Source organism: Rhodopila sp. (genome assembly GCF_965277165.1).
Lineage (GTDB): Bacteria > Pseudomonadota > Alphaproteobacteria > Acetobacterales > Acetobacteraceae > Rhodopila.
The window spans coordinates 444,478-459,685 of the sequence record NZ_CBDICE010000006.1; the positions used below are offsets into that span (position 1 = coordinate 444,478).

Genomic DNA, 15,208 nt, shown 5'->3' on the forward strand with positions numbered 1-15,208 from the left:
GTAACAGATCGGAGCCGGACCCATGACCGAGCGGCGGAAATTGCGACTGGGCGCCTTCATGCGCCCGGTCAGTATCCACACCGCGTGGTGGCGCTATCCCGGCGCCCATCCCGACGCCAACTTCAATTTCCGCGACATCGCCCGCTTCGCTCAGACGTTGGAACGCGGCAGGTTCGATGCCTTCTTCATGGCCGACCATCTGGCTTTGCTCAACATGCCGATGAACGCCCTGAAGCGCAGCGCGACCACCACCTCGTTCGATCCCCTCACCCTGCTGCCCGCCCTCGCGGTGCTGACCGAACGGCTCGGACTGATCGCAACCGCATCCACCACCTTCAATGACCCGTACCACATCGCCCGCAAATTCGCCTCATTGGATCACATCAGCAACGGTCGTGCCGGCTGGAATCTGGTCACCACCTCGAACCCCGAGGCGGCGCGCAACTTCGGCCTGGAAAGTCACGTCGAACACGGCGAACGCTACGCCATGGCGCGCGAGTTCTACGATGTGGTGACCGGCCTGTGGGACAGTTGGGCCGACGATGCCTTCATCCGCGACGTCGAGAACGGAATCTATTTCGATCCCGAACGTATGCACCTGCTCGACCACAAGGGCGAGCACTACTCGGTTCGCGGCCCGCTGAACATTGCCCGTCCGGTACAGGGCTGGCCGGTCATCGTCCAGGCCGGCGCCTCCGAGGCCGGCCGCCAGATCGCCGCCGAGACCGCTGAAATGGTATTCGCCGCCGGCGGTCCAATGGCCGACGCGCAGGCCTTTTACGCCGATGTCAAGGCGCGCGCCCGGGCAGTGGGCCGCGACCCCGACCACATCAAGATCCTGCCCGGCGCCCTGGTCGTCGTCGGCGACACCATGGTCGAGGCGCAGCGCAAGCGCGACCTGCTCGATAGCCTGGTCCATCCCGACAGCGGCATCGGCTCGTTGTCGATCGCGCTCGGTGTCGATGCCTCGCGCTTCGACCTCGATGGTCCGCTGCCCGAGATCCCGGAAACCAACCAGAGCAAGAGCGGCCGCCAGCGGGTGATCGATCGTGCCAGGCGCGACAATCTGACGGTGCGACAGCTTGCCCAGATCGCCGGCGGCTATGGCGGGCTCGCCTTCACCGGCACACCAGGATCGATCGCCGACCGCATGCAGGAATGGCTGGAAACCGAGGCCTGCGACGGCTTCAACGTGATGTTCCCCTATGTTCCCGGCGGCCTCGACGACTTCGTCAACTTCGTTGTCCCCGAGCTGCAACGCCGTGGTCTGTTCCGCAAGGAATACGAAGGCCGCACCCTGCGGGAGAACCTCGGGTTGCCAAGACCGCCGAACCGGTTCTTTCCTGATCCCGTAACGAAACCATGACGCCGGCGGTGCCGCTCGCGGGCCTCCGCGTGCTCGAATTCAGCCACACCGTCATGGGTCCGACCGCCGGCCTGATCCTCGCCGAACTCGGCGCCGACGTGATCAAGGTCGAACCCGCGCCGAACGGCGACCATACCCGCGGCCTGGGCGGCTTCGCGGCCGGGTTCTTCGCCGCGTTCAGCCGCAACAAGCGCAGCCTGGCGGTGGACCTGAAGCACCCCGACGGGCAGGCGGTGATCCACCGCCTGGTGCCCAGCGTCGATCTGGTGCTCGAAAACTACGGACCCGGCACCATGGAACGGCTGGGCTGCGGCTACGACCAGCTCGCGCCGCTGAACCCGCGGCTGATCTATCTGGCGCTGAAAGGCTATCTCGCCGGCCCGTACGAAAACCGCCCGGCGTTGGATGAGGTGGTGCAGTTCCAGACCGGTCTTGCGTTCATGACCGGCCCGGTCGGTCAGCCGCTGCGCGCCGGCGCCTCGGTCATCGACATCCTGGGCGCGGTGTTCGGCGTGGTCGCCGCCCAGGCCGCGCTGCGGGAACGCGAACACACCGGCAAGGGTCAGCGCGTTGGCAGCGCGCTGTTCGAAAGTGCGGCGTTCCTCATGAGCACCCACATGGCCGGCATGACCGCCACCGGCCTGGAAGCCCGCCCGATGCCGGCCCGCCGCGGAGCCTGGGCAATCTACGAGGTGTTCGAAACCGCCGGCGACGGCCAACTGTTCATCGGCGTGACCTCCGATCAACAATGGGCGCGCTTCGTCGAGGAATTCTCCCTGCACGAACTGGCCGCCGACCCGCGCCTGGGCACCAACTTGGCTCGCCTGGGGGAACGCAGCTGGCTGATTCCGGCACTGCGCCAGGTGCTGTCGCAAATCCCCCAATCCGTCGTCGAAGCCCGCTGCCAGCGAGCCAACGTGTCCTGGGCCAGGGTCGGTCAGCCGGGCGATCTGTTCACCGACCCGCATCTGCTGGCGACCGGCGGATTGCTCGATGTCTTCATCTCCCGCATCGGCGGTGCCGAGGGCAAGAAGGTCGGTCTGCCGGCGCTGCCGATTGAATTCGGCGCCGATCGCGCGCGCGGCGGCATCCACCGGCAGTCGCCACGGCTGGGCGAACATTCGCGGGAAGTGTTGGCCGAGGCCGGATATTCGCGGTCCGAAATCGCTGCCCTGCTGGAAGCCGGCGCTGTCGTCGGTTCGACCGAATGATCAGGGCGGCCAGCCCGCTCCCCGGCCGCGCGACGCCGATGCGTGGTGAAGCGCGCGAAATTGCGCTACGAATGCCGCGTCGCAGCCATCGAATCGGGCAGCCACCTAGTCGGCACGATCTCAATCGGCACGATCTCAGACTCGGGACACCAGTGCGCTGAACACCTCCGCGGCCGCCATCACCAAGCCACTCGTTCTCGCCGTCGCCAATCAGAAAGGCGGCGTCGGCAAGACCACGACGGCGGTCAACCTGGCCGCCGCGCTGGCCAATGCCGGGCTGGCCGTCCTGCTGATCGACATGGACCCGCAAGGCAACGCCTCCACCGGGCTCGGCATCAGCCGGGCAGACCGTCATGGCGGCACCTACAATCTTTTAATGGAAGGCGAACTGGCGGGCGATGCGCTGCGCCCCACCGCGCTGCCCAACCTGTCGCTGATCGCCTCTGATTCCGACCTCGCCGGCGCCGAGATCGAACTGGTGCCGGAACAAAAGCGCGAATTTCGCCTCAAGGCCGCGCTGACCGCGCTGCCGGCGTTCGCGCCGTTTCGGGTCATCCTGCTGGATTGCCCCCCGGGACTCGGTTTGCTGACCCTGAACGCGCTGGTCGCCTCGGGCGGCGTGATCGTTCCGCTGCAATGTGAATTCTACGCGCTGGAGGGCATCAGCAGCCTGATGCACACGATCGAGGCGGTGCGCCGGCGATTCAATCCAGGCCTGCGGCTGTCGGGCATCCTGCTGACCATGTTCGACCGCCGCAACAGCCTGTCCGGCCTTGTGGAAAAAGATGCGCGCGACCATTTCGGTGATTGGGTGTTCGACACCACGGTGCCGCGCAACATCCGCGTCTCCGAGGCTCCGAGTCACGGGCTTCCGGTGATCGTTTACGACCCGAAGTCGGCGGGCGCGCTGTCCTATACCGATTTGGGAGCCGAGATTTTGAGGAAAGAAAAGATCGCAATGCCGGACCAGGTGGGCACTGATGGCTAGCAAGAACACACCGCCAAGGTTGGGTCGCGGCCTGGCCGCGCTGCTGGGCGACGTTGCGATGCCGGTGAATGGCGAAAAGACCGTCTCGGTCGCCACTCTTCCGATCGACCAGATCGATGCTAATCCATTCCAACCGCGCGCCGACTTCAACCCTGAAGAGCTTGAAAGCCTGGCCGAATCGATCCGCGTGCAGGGCGTCTTGCAGCCGATCCTGGTGCGCTCCCATCCCACCGAACCGAACCGGTATCAGATCGTCGCCGGCGAACGCCGGTTCCGCGCCGCGACTCAGGCCGGATTGAACGAGATTCCGGCGATCTTGCGTGAGATGGACGACAGCGATACCGCGGTGGTGGCGCTGGTGGAGAACCTGCAGCGCCAGGACCTGAACGCCATCGAGGAAGCCGAGGGCTATCAGCGCCTGCTGGTGGATTTCGGCCTTACCCATGAAGCGCTGGGTCTGGCGGTCAGCAAGTCGCGCAGCCATATCGGCAACACTATCCGGCTGCTGCGCCTGCCGGAACCGGTGGTGCGCGATGTCCGGTCCGGATCGCTGTCATCGGGCCACGCGCGGGCGTTGATCAACGCCCCGAACCCCGAGGCGCTGGCCGAGCAGGTGCGCAAGCGCGGCATGTCGGTGCGCCAGACCGAGGCACTGGTCAACAAGGCCATCGTCGCTCGGGGTGAACCGCGACAGCCGCCGGCCAGAAAACTCGACGTCGCCGCGCTGGAACACCGGGTCAGCGAAGCGGTCGGCAGCCGGGTCACGATCAGCACCACGCGCAAAGGCGGCGGCGAACTCAGCATCCAGTTCCGCGACCTTTTCCAACTCGAGGAACTGGTCGGGCGACTGACCGGCGAACGACTGGCCGGGGAACCCGAGACAGCCACCGTCGCCCGGCACGCCTAGTATCCGATTGCAGAGAAGCGCGAGACGCGAAGCGTCCGCAATTTGGCGCGTGAATCGGATACTCGAACAAACAGCGACGTATCGCGCCGCACTGGCGCGCGATACTAGCGCCAGACATCCGAACCTGCCGGCTCGAACCGGCTCACCATGATCGGGACGCGGCAACAGACCGCCGGGTCAGGCGTTGTGCTTGCGGCAAACCGCAAGAGGCAGAACATGGCACGCGTCGTCGGAATCGATCACCTGTCGATCAGGGTCAGCGACTACGAAAAGTCGAAGCAGTTTTACGGCCGGCTGCTGACGTTTCTCGGCTTCAAGGTCGAGGCGGACTATCCCGAAGCCACCGGATGGACCAATGGCCAAACCCTGTTCTGGATCGGCCAGGCCGAGCCCAGCGCCCGCAAGCGGAAGTATCAGATCGGTGAGGTCGGGCTGCATCACTACGCTTTTCGGCTGCGCAGCCGCAAGGACGTCGATGACCTGGATGCGTTCCTGCGCGACGACCTCAAGGCCGAGATCGTGGATCCCGCCGGGGAATACTACGAGGATTACTACGCGGTGTTCTTTCTCGACCCCGACGGTCTCAAGCTGGAGGGCATGAGGTATGGCGAGAACGGCGAAAAATCGGCCTCGTGAAAGCTCCCTGGCGTCAGCGCCAGTGCGGCCCGCGCAAGTGGTCCTCGATGATCGCCAGATTGCGCAGATTGGCCTTCAGCGCCATGTCGAACAGGTCGCCGATGATCGGCACGCTGCCGCCCAACACCTCGACGCCGACATTGGCCAGCATCCGCGCCAGCTTGTGCTTCGGCAAGCCAAGCCTGGCCGCTTCGTAGATGATGTAAAGCGACAACGCCCCCAGCACCGCGTCGCCGCCGACCGGCAGCAGCCCGATCACGCTGTTCAGGCCGAACCGGAACCGAGTGCCCGGCACTCCGAAGGCGCCGTCGATCAGCCACGCCAGGCGACGCAGCCGACCCAGTCGGGCGGCGGTGTCGGACGCGGTGAAGACATTTCCGGTGGCTGCGAAGTCCATGCAGGCGATCTCCGTTCTCGCCCTCCCATGTCAGTGCGCGGTGCCACGAAATCAATGGCGGCTTCGCAACGGCCTCGCCGTCCCCGGATCAGAGCCCGCCACGCGATGCGCCCACTTGCCGCATGACCAACCCAGCCCCATGACCACCCGGTCGCCATGACCAGCCAGTCGCCATGACCAGCCAGTCGCCATGACCCGCCAGGCCGGGGCCTTGCCGCGCTTCCTGGCGTTGTATGGCGCCTTGTTCGCAGCCTTCGGAGTGGCCTCGCCGTTCTTCGCCGCGTTCCTGGCCGGCCGAGCGCTCGGGCCAGAGGTGATCGGCCTGGTACTCGCTGCCGGCACCGCGGTGCGTCTGCTCGCCGGCCCGCTCGGCGCTCGGCTGGCCGATCGGCTGGCCGCGCCACGGCTCGTTCTGGTGGGTTTTATAACCGCTGCCTGTTGCATCGCGTTCCTCTATTTGCCGGCGCAGGGCGTCTGGCTGCTGCTGCTGGTCAGCGTGGCGCACGCCTCGGTGCTAGCGCCGATCAATCCGATCGCCGACGCCCTGACGCTGCACGCCGCGATCGGCCGCCCGACGGTGGCCCCAATCGGCAACTGGACCGCACCGGCGGCAGTCGGCGACCCGATGGCGGAAGCCGCACCTCCCAACCCGATGCCGGTGACACCACTCGACGACCGGACCGCACAGCCGCCCATTGGCGTTCCGACGCCGGAGCCAGGGTCGCCCGACCCCTCGCGCCGACGCTTCGAATACGGCTGGGTCCGCGGTGCCGGGTCAGCGGCGTTCATCCTGGGCACGCTGCTGTCCGGCCCCGCCGTCGCCCGGTTCGGGCTGAACGCCATCATCTGGCTCAACGGCCTGCTGCTCGGCCTCGCCGCCTGGTGCGCGCATCGCGTGTCCGATCCCGCCCAGGTCCCAATGCTCGTGGCGCCAGCACCGCTCGCCGCGCCAACTCGGTCCGGCGGAGTCCGATTGCTGCTGCGGCTGCCGGCATTCCGCCGGTTGATGCTGGTGGCGGCGCTGATCCAGGGCAGCCACGCGATGCACGACGGCTTCATCGTCATCCATTGGGAGAGCCTCGGCATCGGCGATGCGACCATCAGCCTGCTGTGGTCCGAATCGGTCGCCGCCGAGGTCGTGGTGTTCCTGCTCATCGGCCCCTGGCTGCTCGACCGGCTGACCCCGGCCCGAGCCTCCATGCTGGCCGCCGCCGCTGGCGTAGTGCGTTGGGCAGTGCTGGCCGAGACCACCTCGATCCTGGCCTCGGCGCTGGTCGAGCCGCTGCACGGGCTGACATTCGCCCTGCAGCACCTCGCTTGCATGCGGCTGATCGGCGCCCTGGTGCCGGCGGAATTGGCCTCGACCGCCCAGGCCTTCTACAGCACGGTGGCCGTCGGCGCGGCGACCGCGCTGCTGACGGTGGCGTCAGGCACGCTGTATGCCCAGTTTGGCGCCGCCGGCTTCTGGGTCATGGCAGTGCTCTGCGCCGCCGCCTTGCCGCTGACACCGGGCCTGCGACCCCCACGCGACGCAGTGACATGACCCGCCCACCACCTCGCAGCCTCAGGCCACCTCGCAGCCTCAGGCCACGTCGCAGCCTCAGGCCACGTCGCAGCCTCAGGCCACGTCGCAGCCTCAGGCCACGTCGCAGCCTCAGGCCACGTCGCAGCCTCAGGCCACGACCTTAAGTCCGGACAGGAACCGCTCCGCCAGATCCCGATACACCACCGCGTTGCGGTCGAACCTGGCCCGTTCCTCGGCCTCCATCACCCGGCGCAGCTTGGCCGGCGACCCGGTCCACATCTCGTTCGGGCCGATCACCTTGCCCGGCGTCAGCAGGCCCCCAGCCGCCAGCATGCCGCCTTCCTCGATCACCGCGCCGTCCAGCACGGTTGCGCTGATGCCGACAAACGCCCGGTTTTTCAGCGTGCAGGCATGGATCACCGCGTTGTGGCCGACGGTGACATCATCGCCGATATGGGTGTCCAGTCCGCCGGAATCGATGTGGATCACGCTGCCGTCCTGGATGTTGGTGCGCGCGCCGATGCGAATCGCGCCCAGATCGCCACGCACCAGGCAGTGGAACCAGACGCCGCTCTGCGACCCGATCACCACATCCCCGATCACCGCCGCGGTCGGCGCGATCCAGGCATCGTCCGCGATCCTCGGGGTGACCCCGTGCAATGAGAAAATGCTGCCGTAACGCTCAGGCATCCGCCATCTCCCGTGCCCCGACCCCGGTACGCAAACCAAGCATCAGCGCGATGTTCTGCACCGCCGCCCCCGAGGCACCCTTGCCCAGGTTGTCGAGCCGCGCCACCAGCACCGCCTGGCGGTGCGTCTCGTTGGCATGCACGCTCAGTTCCAGCCGGTCGGTGTCGTTCAGCGCCTCCGGCTCCAGCTTGCCATCGGCCGCCGCCTCGACCACGCGCACCAGCTCGCAGCCGCGATACCGTTCGGCCAGCACGGCACCGAGATCCGCGCCGCGCGGCTTGCCGGGCAGCGTGTCGAGGTGCAGCGGGATCGACACCAGCATGCCCTTCAGATAGTGCCCGACCGAGGGCACGAAGATCGGCCGCCGGGTCAGCCCGCCATAGCGTTCGGTTTCGCCGATATGCTTGTGCTCCAGCCCCAGGCCGTAGAGTTCGAAGGCCGGCCCCTGCGCCGCTTGGTGCGCCTCGATCATCGCCTTGCCGCCGCCCGAGTAGCCCGAGACCGCGTTGATCGTGATCGGATAATCCGGCGGCAACAGACCGCCATCCACCAGCGGGCGGATCAGCCCGATAGCGCCGGTCGGATAGCACCCCGGATTTGCCACCTTGCGCGCGGCGCTGATCCGCTCCGCCTGGCCCGGCGCCAGTTCGGCGAAACCATACACCCAATCCGGCGCGACCCGATGCGCGGTACTGGCGTCCAACACCTTCGGCGCGGCGTTGCCCAGCGAGGCCGCCATGGCAGCCGACTCGCGCGCCGCATCGTCGGGCAGGCACAGCACGATCAGGTCAACCGCCGCCATCATATCGCGCCGCGCGCCGGCGTCGCGACGTCGCTCCGGCGCCAGGCTTTTCAACGTAATCCGGGGCATCCTGCCCAGCCGGTCGCGGATGCCGAGCCCGGTCGTGCCGGACTCACCGTCGATGAAGACCATCGCGCTGTGCGCTGTCATGTGTCGCACTCTCCGTTGCGGATCAGAACCTCGCGGCGCGGCGCGAGAAAAGCAAGAGGACGCCAGGAACCGTCCCGCGCGCCCTCGGCTTTGCCGGCAGCGCCTTGGCCGGCAGCGCCGCGGCCGGCGCCCAGGCTCGCCCTCGCTGTTCCCTTGCGCTTGACAGTGGCAGCACGCCCAACTACCTAGCCCGCCTTCCGTTACCCCCGTCCTCGGGCAGTTCAGGTTTAGATAGCGCGTGTCATGAGAGTCCGTAACAGCCTGCGTTCCGCTAAGGTTCGCGACAAGAACTGCCGCGTAGTGCGTCGCCGCGGCAGGGTTTACGTGATCAACAAGAGAAACCCGCGCATGAAGTGCCGCCAGGGCTGACCCGGGGGTAATCCTGACACGGCCGGGTCATGGCAGCAGCAGCGCTTCCAGTTTTGCCGATTGAATCCGCGCGTTCAGCCTGACAGCGGCATCGCTGAAAGCCGCCGCACCAAGCCGCAGCCGCAAATCCGCGTCCTGTGCGATCCGCTGCATGGCCTCGGCCAGTGCCAGCGCGTCCCCTGGCGGAACCAGCAGGCCGGAGCACTCCGGCCGGATCGCCTCGGCAATGCCGCCGCAATCCGATCCGATGACCGGACAGCCCTGTGCCATGGCCTCGGCGACGACGCTGGGCAGCCCTTCGGCGTCACCGTCCTTGGCGACGATGCTGGGCACCAGCAGCGCTATCGCCTCGCTCATCCGGGCAGCGACGGCCTCCGCTTGTAGCCAGCCGGTCAACGAAACGCCGCTGACCTCCCGCGCCAGAGCCTCCAGCAGCGGTCGCAGCGGCCCATCGCCGATGCAGACCAGCGGCGTCTGATCGCCCCGCGCGCGCAAGTGCCGCACCGCGGCCGTCAGCACCGTGATTCCCTTCTTCTCGACAAAGCGGCCGACGAACAGATGCGCGCTCGGCCGCCGCGGTGGCAAACGATCGGGGATCTCAACGCCGATCGGCAGCACGATCAGTTTCGCCGCCGGCACGCCACGCCGCTGGGCAACCTCGGCGACCGCGCCGGAGACACAGACGAAGCGCTCGGTTTCGCGCACCACCTCGGGCCAGCGCCGAACCAGCATCGTGGCGTGCCAGTTCTTCTGCTTGCTGATATCGCCGCCATGCAGGGTCACGATCAGCCGCAGACCCAGCCGCCGAACCAGCGGCAAGCCCAGCGCGGCGCCGCGGGCGAACTGGGCGTGCAGCACCGCCGCCCGATCCGCCGCCGGCACCGTCGGAACGTGGGCGAAGTGGCGGAACATCAAACGCCGAACCGGCCCCAGCGGACCGTCACCGCCCAACCTGACACAGTGGTCGCCGACCGCGGGCGCGTCCGCTAGCAGGGTACGGCCGATCCAGACCGGGTGTAGCCGGGTGAAGCCCACATACTGGCGGCGAAGGAAGCCGATCTCGGATGCGACGCCGATGCGGTCTCGGTAGACCAGGAAGGGCTGGGTGGCTTGCATCCTGTTGGCGGGCGTGTGACAGGTCCGCGGCATGTTGGCAAGAACGGCACGAATCTTCCTTCTACGAAACATCCTGCGAAACGTCCTCCTGGCCTCGGTGGTTGCGCTGCTTTCGCCACCCCCCGCCCACGCCGCCGACCCGCTGCGACTTGGGCTGCTGCACACGCTGTCCCCGGCTCCGTTCTACATCGCCCAGACCCGCGGCTACTTCCGCGACCACGGCATCGACCTGACCTTCCGCTATTTCCAGGCGGCCCAGCCGATCGCCGCGGCGGCGGTGGCCGGCGATATCGATGTCGGCGTCACCGCGCTGACCGGCGGATTCTTCAACCTGGCCGAGAAAGGCACGCTGAAGATCATCGGCGGCGCGCTGCACGAGCAGAAAGGCTACCAGGGCTCCGCCATCCTCGCCTCCGACAAGGCGTTTGACGCTGGCCTGACCAGCGTCGACAAGTTGCCCGGCCATAGTTTCGCGATCACCCAGTACGGGTCGTCGTTCCACTACATGCTGGGGCGGATCGCCGAGGCTCGCGGCTTCGATATCAAGTCAGTCACCCTGCGCCCGGTGCAGCAGGTCGCCAACATGGTGGCCGCGGTGGCTTCGGGCCAGGTTGACGCGACGATCGCCATCGCCTCGATGGCGAAGCCGCTGCAGGCGTCCGGACAGGCCCATATCCTGGGCTGGGCCGGCGATCTGGTGCCGTACCAGATCACCGCGGTGTTCACCACTCCGGCGATGATCGCCGACAAGCCCGACCTGCTGAAGCGCTTCGCCGCCGCCTATCAGCAGGGTGTCGCCGATTACCGTGACGCCTTCCTGCGGCTTGATGCCGCCGGCCACCCGGTGGTGGACGCCAAGACCGACGCCGCGATCGCCGTGCTGGAGCACTATGTCTTCACCGGCGACCCCGACGCGCGGCGGAAGATCCTGCAGGGCGTCGGCTACTACGATGCCGGTGGAGCGCTTGATGTCGCCGACGTCGCCCGCCAGATCCGCTGGTTCAAGGCGCAAGGCCTGGTGAAGGGCGAGCTCGCCCCGGCGGCGATGATCGACACCCGGTTCCTGCCGACGCGATGATCGCCGGCGCTCAGTCACCGGCGCCGCGCCGCGCCGCCTGCGGTCCGCGCCACCCAACGCGCGCATCGCCGCTTCAATTGCCGCACCTCCCACCGCCGCGGTGGCCGCCCCTTCGGCCGACGCTGTCGCCACGCCTTTGGCCGACGCTGTCGTCTCACCCCCTGCCGCGCCGAGCCCCGCGCCACGGCCCGGCGATCCGCGGTCCGCACCCGCTTGGCCAACCCCGCCATGGGCGATGAAACCGGCCTGCGCCTGACGCTCGACCGCGTCGGTCACCGCTACGGCGCCATGCCGGTGCTGCGCGACATCTCGCTCGTCGCCGAACCAGGCCAGGTGATGGTGCTGGTCGGCCCCTCCGGCTGCGGCAAATCCACCCTGCTGGCGATCATCGGCGGCATGCTGGCCCCCACCGAGGGCATTGTGCGCTGTGCCGGCGACATCCCACCCGATTGCCTCAACCCGCTGACCTATGTGTTCCAGGATTTCGCCCTGCTGCCGTGGCGAACCGTCGCCGGCAACGTGGCGCTGGTGCTGGAGCGCCGGATGAACCGAGCCGACCGGGCGGCGCGCGTGGCCGAACTGCTGGCGCTGACCGGCCTGACCGACTTCGCCCAGGCCTGGCCCCGACAACTCTCCGGTGGCATGCGCCAGCGGGTCGGCATCGCGCGCGCCCTGGCGGTGCGCCCGGCCTGCCTGCTGCTCGATGAACCGCTGTCCGCGCTCGACGCGCAGACCCGCGACCTGCTGCTGGATGAACTGTCCCGGCTGATCACCGTCGCCGGCACCACCACCATCTACGTCACCCACAACCTCTCCGAGGCGGTCCGGCTCGGCCACCAGATCGTCGTGCTGTCACGCCGGCCTGGTCAGGTGCGCGAGGTCCTGCGGGTGGACCGCCCGTTGGCTGGCCGAGGCGCCGCCGACGCCGACCTGATCGCGATCGAGCAGCGCCTGTGGCGGATGATCCGCGACGACGCCGCCGTGGCGCAGCGGGAGCGGGTCGATGCCCCGGCTTGATGGCCCGGTGGCCTTCCGCGGCGGTGGCTTCGCGCCACGAGAGCGGACCTGGGCAGCGGTGGCGACATTGGTCGGCGCGGTGGCGCTGTGGCAAGCCGGCGCCTCCGCCGGCGTGATCCCGACCCTGTTCCTTCCGGCGCCCGCCGCCATCGCCCGAACGCTGTGGACGTTGACGCTCAGCGGCGAGTTGTGGAACCAGCTCGCACCATCGCTGATGCGGCTCGCGGTGGGGTGGATCGTCGGCACCGTATTCGGCATCGCCATCGGGCTGGCGGTCGGGCTGTCCTCGACGCTGCGCTCGCCCGCCATGGCGCTGGTCTCGGCGCTGTTCCCGATCCCCAAGATCGCGCTGGTGCCGCTGTTCATCATCTGGTTCGGCATCGGTGAGGGCTCCAAACTGGCCACCCTGGCGTTCGGCGTGTTCTTCCCGACCGTGATCGCCACCGCCGGCGGGGTCGACAACGTGCCGCGCGGCCTGATCCGCATGGGCCAGAGCTTCGGCCTGTCGCGCTGGGCGATCATCCGCAAGATCGTGCTGCCGGCGGCGATGCCCGCGATCCTCAGCGGCTTCCGGGTGACCACCGCGATCGCCATCGTGCTGCTGGTGGCGGCGGAAATGATCGGTGCCGAACGCGGCATCGGCGCCTTCGTGCTGTCGGCCGGCAATCTCTACGACACCGACAACCTGCTGGCCGGTATCGTGGTGCTGTCCGTGCTGGGCATCACGGTATCCTGGGCGATCGGCCGGCTGGAGCGGTTTCTTCTCAATTGGCGGTAGCCGTACGCCAGTTTGTCATTGTCCGGACCGAACCGACCGAGCCAGCCACCGAGCAAAGTGAAACGCTGGCTCATGCGCCTCGGTGGATGGCCTGAGAACGCGATGTCTTTGGCATCTGCAGATCAGCGCCGATCGACAACGGTCTTTATGCAAAAGCCACCTAGTACCCACTATCGCTGAAGCGCGAGTCATGATTCGTAGGCGGGATGAAGATCATTCCTGCTGCGACGACGGTCGCGTTGACGCCTGAGGACCGGCAGGTTCTGGAGGCGTTGGCTGCTTCGCGCAAAACCGAGGCCCGGATGCGCGATCGTGCGCGGATTGTGCTGCTGGCAAGCGCCGCTATGGCGTCTCGCGCGATTGCCCGGGAAGTCGGTTGCACGCCCGGCACGGCCTCGAAATGGCGGGTGCGCTACGCTAACCAGGGAATGGCTGGCCTGAGTGAGACTGGCGAGCGCGGCAACGAGCCCAAGTATGGTCCTGAGCACGGGCGGCGCATTCTGGCCCTGTTGGATCAGCCACCCCCGGCTGGGTATGCTAACTGGACCGCCCCGTTGTTGGCACGCGAACTGGTGGATATCCACGAGCAGCATATCTGGCGGTTCCTGCGTGTGCAGAAAATCGACCTGTCCAGGTGCAAATCCTGGTGCCAAAGCACGGACCCGGATTTTGTGCCCAAGGCCGCTGACATCGTTGGGCTTTACCTGGCCCCTCCGAGCCATGCCGTGGTGCTTTCGGTCGATGAAAAGCCATCGATCCAGGCGCTGGAGCGGACACAGGGATACCTGAAGTTACCCAATGGCCGGGCGATGATCGGCCAATCGCATGACTACAAGCGACACGGCACCTCGACGCTGTTCGCCGCGCTCGACGTTGCCACCGGCCAGGTCATCGGCAAGCACTACAAACGCCGTCGCCGATCGGAGTTCCGCGACTTCATGAACCGGGTTGTCAAGCAACATGAGGGCAAGGAGATCCACGTCATCCTTGACAACCTGTCAACCCACAAGCCGAAGCGGGATTTGTGGCTAGCGCGGCACCCAAACGTACATTTCCACTACACGCCGACCCACACGTCATGGCTGAACCAGATCGAAATCTGGTTCTCGATCCTGGCGGGCCAGTCATTGAAAGGCGCCTCATTCGGCAGCGTTGCCGAACTGGTGACCCACATCGAAAGCTTCATCAATAGCTACAACAAAAACGCCCGCCCCTTCGTCTGGACCAAAAGCGCCGTTCACCAAAAACGGCTCAAGCCATGTTTCGCGGTTTAGCGATTCTGGGTACTAGTGATGGCTCAAGGTGGCCCAGCCAGCGGTCGACGTGGCATGCAAGGAGCAGCCCGTTTCGACGGTTCGTTCGACACCAAGATTTAACTTGCATATTAGCAACGTCATCGCTGAAAATATCCTTATTCGTAATGATAAGAGAGATTTAACCGATGCAAGAGCGTCTTGTGGATGTTTTGAATGAAAACAACAACGTATTGCATGTGTTTCCGGTGCAGATTGAGGCGGACGACACAGCTTTGAAAGCGCCAGATTTTGAACAAAAGGCCCTGGAGGCTGCCGCTGCGGCAGAAATAGTGCCTCACCTGGAAGAGAAAAAACTGAAAGCCAGGCTGCACGTCACTCGAGGGGGGCCATTGATGCCCTACGGTGACTCCCTTCAGACAAAAAACGAACAGAAAATGAGGCTTGAGGAGAGAATTCGCGAGCGGGCCTATTTCCTGTGGCAAGAAGCTGGGTGTCCCGACAACCAGGCTGATGGGTTTTGGCAGCACGCCTGCGAAATCCACTGTGCGTCCACGGAGTGAGGATCTTCATATGCTGGCGGCGCGGCGGCCCCGTCGCCCCGCTCGGCATGATCACTCGCCCAGCCAGTGACCGACATCGGCTAAAGCTTTCGATGTTGGCCACGGCATTCCTCTCAGGTCGCAATGATGGCACGGCGACCGCGATGAGCGCCGCGCAGGAGGCGCACAAAAAAACTTCGCCACGCCCTTTTCCGCGACTATTCCTCAGCCAGATCTGGGCCGATAAATATCTGGGCCGATAAGCGGAGCCGTCCCAGGGCGCCGCTAGAGCAGCGATTCAAATGGGCCTCCATATTTGGCGCCGTCTGTCCGGCGCGCGGTGTCAGCGCCGCGCTCGTAATGGCACATGTCAATGCACACGC

General features: G+C 66.6%; 16 protein-coding genes. 12 read left to right on the plus strand and 4 right to left on the minus strand.

What is annotated here, in order from left to right:
* Positions 1-22 precede the first annotated feature (22 nt).
* From ACQY4Y_RS13650 to ACQY4Y_RS13670, 5 genes are all read left to right on the plus strand, one after another.
* Positions 23-1,366, plus strand: coding sequence for an LLM class flavin-dependent oxidoreductase (locus ACQY4Y_RS13650; protein ID WP_428491159.1), 1,344 nt, complete (start codon positions 23-25; stop codon positions 1,364-1,366).
* Positions 1,367-1,374: 8 nt separating this feature from the next.
* Positions 1,375-2,577 carry a CaiB/BaiF CoA transferase family protein gene (locus ACQY4Y_RS13655; RefSeq protein WP_428491160.1) on the plus strand — a complete coding sequence of 401 codons (1,203 nt, stop codon included), beginning with the start codon at positions 1,375-1,377 and terminating at the stop codon, positions 2,575-2,577.
* Positions 2,578-2,734: 157 nt separating this feature from the next.
* Entirely contained in the window at positions 2,735-3,565 is an 831-nt protein-coding gene (locus tag ACQY4Y_RS13660; RefSeq protein ID WP_428493639.1) for a ParA family protein, read from the plus strand.
* The gene (locus tag ACQY4Y_RS13665) at positions 3,558-4,472 is read left to right on the plus strand and encodes a ParB/RepB/Spo0J family partition protein (protein WP_428491161.1); all 915 of its coding nucleotides are present in this window, start codon (positions 3,558-3,560) and stop codon (positions 4,470-4,472) included. Before ACQY4Y_RS13660 ends, ACQY4Y_RS13665 begins: the two co-directional genes overlap by 8 nt.
* 216 nt (positions 4,473-4,688) lie before the next feature.
* A complete protein-coding gene (locus ACQY4Y_RS13670; protein ID WP_428491162.1) occupies positions 4,689-5,108 on the plus strand; it encodes a VOC family protein in 420 nt (139 codons plus the stop codon).
* Positions 5,109-5,121: 13 nt separating this feature from the next.
* On the opposite strand, the gene ACQY4Y_RS13675 is transcribed toward ACQY4Y_RS13670, so the two are convergent.
* A complete protein-coding gene (locus ACQY4Y_RS13675) occupies positions 5,122-5,505 on the minus strand; it encodes a DUF4112 domain-containing protein (protein ID WP_428491163.1) in 384 nt (127 codons plus the stop codon).
* Positions 5,506-5,695: 190 nt separating this feature from the next.
* Between ACQY4Y_RS13675 and ACQY4Y_RS13680 the strand changes: the two genes are divergently transcribed.
* Positions 5,696-7,048: an MFS transporter gene (locus tag ACQY4Y_RS13680; protein ID WP_428491164.1), complete on the plus strand. Its 1,353-nt coding sequence runs from the start codon at positions 5,696-5,698 to the stop codon at positions 7,046-7,048.
* Between the two features lie 129 nt (positions 7,049-7,177).
* Here the strand turns inward: ACQY4Y_RS13680 and ACQY4Y_RS13685 are convergent, their stop codons facing one another.
* Both ACQY4Y_RS13685 and argC read right to left on the minus strand, forming a co-directional pair.
* A complete protein-coding gene (locus ACQY4Y_RS13685; protein WP_428491165.1) occupies positions 7,178-7,720 on the minus strand; it encodes a gamma carbonic anhydrase family protein in 543 nt (180 codons plus the stop codon).
* Positions 7,713-8,672: an N-acetyl-gamma-glutamyl-phosphate reductase gene (argC, locus tag ACQY4Y_RS13690; protein WP_428491166.1), complete on the minus strand. Its 960-nt coding sequence runs from the start codon at positions 8,670-8,672 to the stop codon at positions 7,713-7,715. Before argC ends, ACQY4Y_RS13685 begins: the two co-directional genes overlap by 8 nt.
* Positions 8,673-8,915: 243 nt before the next feature.
* Here argC and ykgO point away from each other — a divergent pair, with 243 nt between their 5' ends.
* Complete coding sequence (gene ykgO / locus ACQY4Y_RS13695; RefSeq protein ID WP_428491167.1) at positions 8,916-9,041, plus strand: type B 50S ribosomal protein L36; 126 nt, start codon at positions 8,916-8,918, stop codon at positions 9,039-9,041.
* Positions 9,042-9,068: 27 nt separating this feature from the next.
* On the opposite strand, the gene ACQY4Y_RS13700 is transcribed toward ykgO, so the two are convergent.
* The gene (locus ACQY4Y_RS13700) at positions 9,069-10,157 is read right to left on the minus strand and encodes a glycosyltransferase (protein ID WP_428491168.1); all 1,089 of its coding nucleotides are present in this window, start codon (positions 10,155-10,157) and stop codon (positions 9,069-9,071) included.
* A 31-nt stretch (positions 10,158-10,188) separates the two neighbouring features.
* Between ACQY4Y_RS13700 and ACQY4Y_RS13705 the strand changes: the two genes are divergently transcribed.
* From ACQY4Y_RS13705 to ACQY4Y_RS13725, 5 genes are all read left to right on the plus strand, one after another.
* Positions 10,189-11,235 carry an ABC transporter substrate-binding protein gene (locus ACQY4Y_RS13705; RefSeq protein WP_428491169.1) on the plus strand — a complete coding sequence of 349 codons (1,047 nt, stop codon included), beginning with the start codon at positions 10,189-10,191 and terminating at the stop codon, positions 11,233-11,235.
* A 228-nt stretch (positions 11,236-11,463) separates the two neighbouring features.
* Complete coding sequence (locus tag ACQY4Y_RS13710; protein ID WP_428491170.1) at positions 11,464-12,252, plus strand: ABC transporter ATP-binding protein; 789 nt, start codon at positions 11,464-11,466, stop codon at positions 12,250-12,252.
* A complete protein-coding gene (locus ACQY4Y_RS13715; protein WP_428491171.1) occupies positions 12,239-13,030 on the plus strand; it encodes an ABC transporter permease in 792 nt (263 codons plus the stop codon). Before ACQY4Y_RS13710 ends, ACQY4Y_RS13715 begins: the two co-directional genes overlap by 14 nt.
* A 212-nt stretch (positions 13,031-13,242) precedes the next feature.
* Complete coding sequence (locus ACQY4Y_RS13720; RefSeq protein ID WP_428493640.1) at positions 13,243-14,304, plus strand: IS630 family transposase; 1,062 nt, start codon at positions 13,243-13,245, stop codon at positions 14,302-14,304.
* A gap of 167 nt (positions 14,305-14,471) precedes the next feature.
* Positions 14,472-14,846: a DUF2934 domain-containing protein gene (locus ACQY4Y_RS13725; RefSeq protein WP_428491172.1), complete on the plus strand. Its 375-nt coding sequence runs from the start codon at positions 14,472-14,474 to the stop codon at positions 14,844-14,846.
* Positions 14,847-15,208 lie beyond the last annotated feature (362 nt).

Bases quoted from the DNA above. Each gene is read 5' to 3' on its own strand.
- ACQY4Y_RS13705 (WP_428491169.1), top strand. From the start codon at position 10,189: ATGTTGGCAAGAACGGCACGAATCTTCCTTCTACGAAACATCCTGCGA.
- ACQY4Y_RS13675 (WP_428491163.1), bottom strand. From the start codon at position 5,505: ATGGACTTCGCAGCCACCGGAAATGTCTTCACCGCGTCCGACACCGCC.
- ACQY4Y_RS13680 (WP_428491164.1), top strand. From the start codon at position 5,696: ATGACCCGCCAGGCCGGGGCCTTGCCGCGCTTCCTGGCGTTGTATGGC.
- ACQY4Y_RS13710 (WP_428491170.1), top strand. From the start codon at position 11,464: ATGGGCGATGAAACCGGCCTGCGCCTGACGCTCGACCGCGTCGGTCAC.
- ACQY4Y_RS13685 (WP_428491165.1), bottom strand. From the start codon at position 7,720: ATGCCTGAGCGTTACGGCAGCATTTTCTCATTGCACGGGGTCACCCCG.
- ykgO (WP_428491167.1), top strand. From the start codon at position 8,916: ATGAGAGTCCGTAACAGCCTGCGTTCCGCTAAGGTTCGCGACAAGAAC.
- ACQY4Y_RS13670 (WP_428491162.1), top strand. From the start codon at position 4,689: ATGGCACGCGTCGTCGGAATCGATCACCTGTCGATCAGGGTCAGCGAC.
- ACQY4Y_RS13725 (WP_428491172.1), top strand. From the start codon at position 14,472: ATGCAAGAGCGTCTTGTGGATGTTTTGAATGAAAACAACAACGTATTG.
- ACQY4Y_RS13665 (WP_428491161.1), top strand. From the start codon at position 3,558: ATGGCTAGCAAGAACACACCGCCAAGGTTGGGTCGCGGCCTGGCCGCG.
- ACQY4Y_RS13715 (WP_428491171.1), top strand. From the start codon at position 12,239: ATGCCCCGGCTTGATGGCCCGGTGGCCTTCCGCGGCGGTGGCTTCGCG.
- ACQY4Y_RS13700 (WP_428491168.1), bottom strand. From the start codon at position 10,157: ATGCAAGCCACCCAGCCCTTCCTGGTCTACCGAGACCGCATCGGCGTC.
- argC (WP_428491166.1), bottom strand. From the start codon at position 8,672: ATGACAGCGCACAGCGCGATGGTCTTCATCGACGGTGAGTCCGGCACG.
- ACQY4Y_RS13650 (WP_428491159.1), top strand. From the start codon at position 23: ATGACCGAGCGGCGGAAATTGCGACTGGGCGCCTTCATGCGCCCGGTC.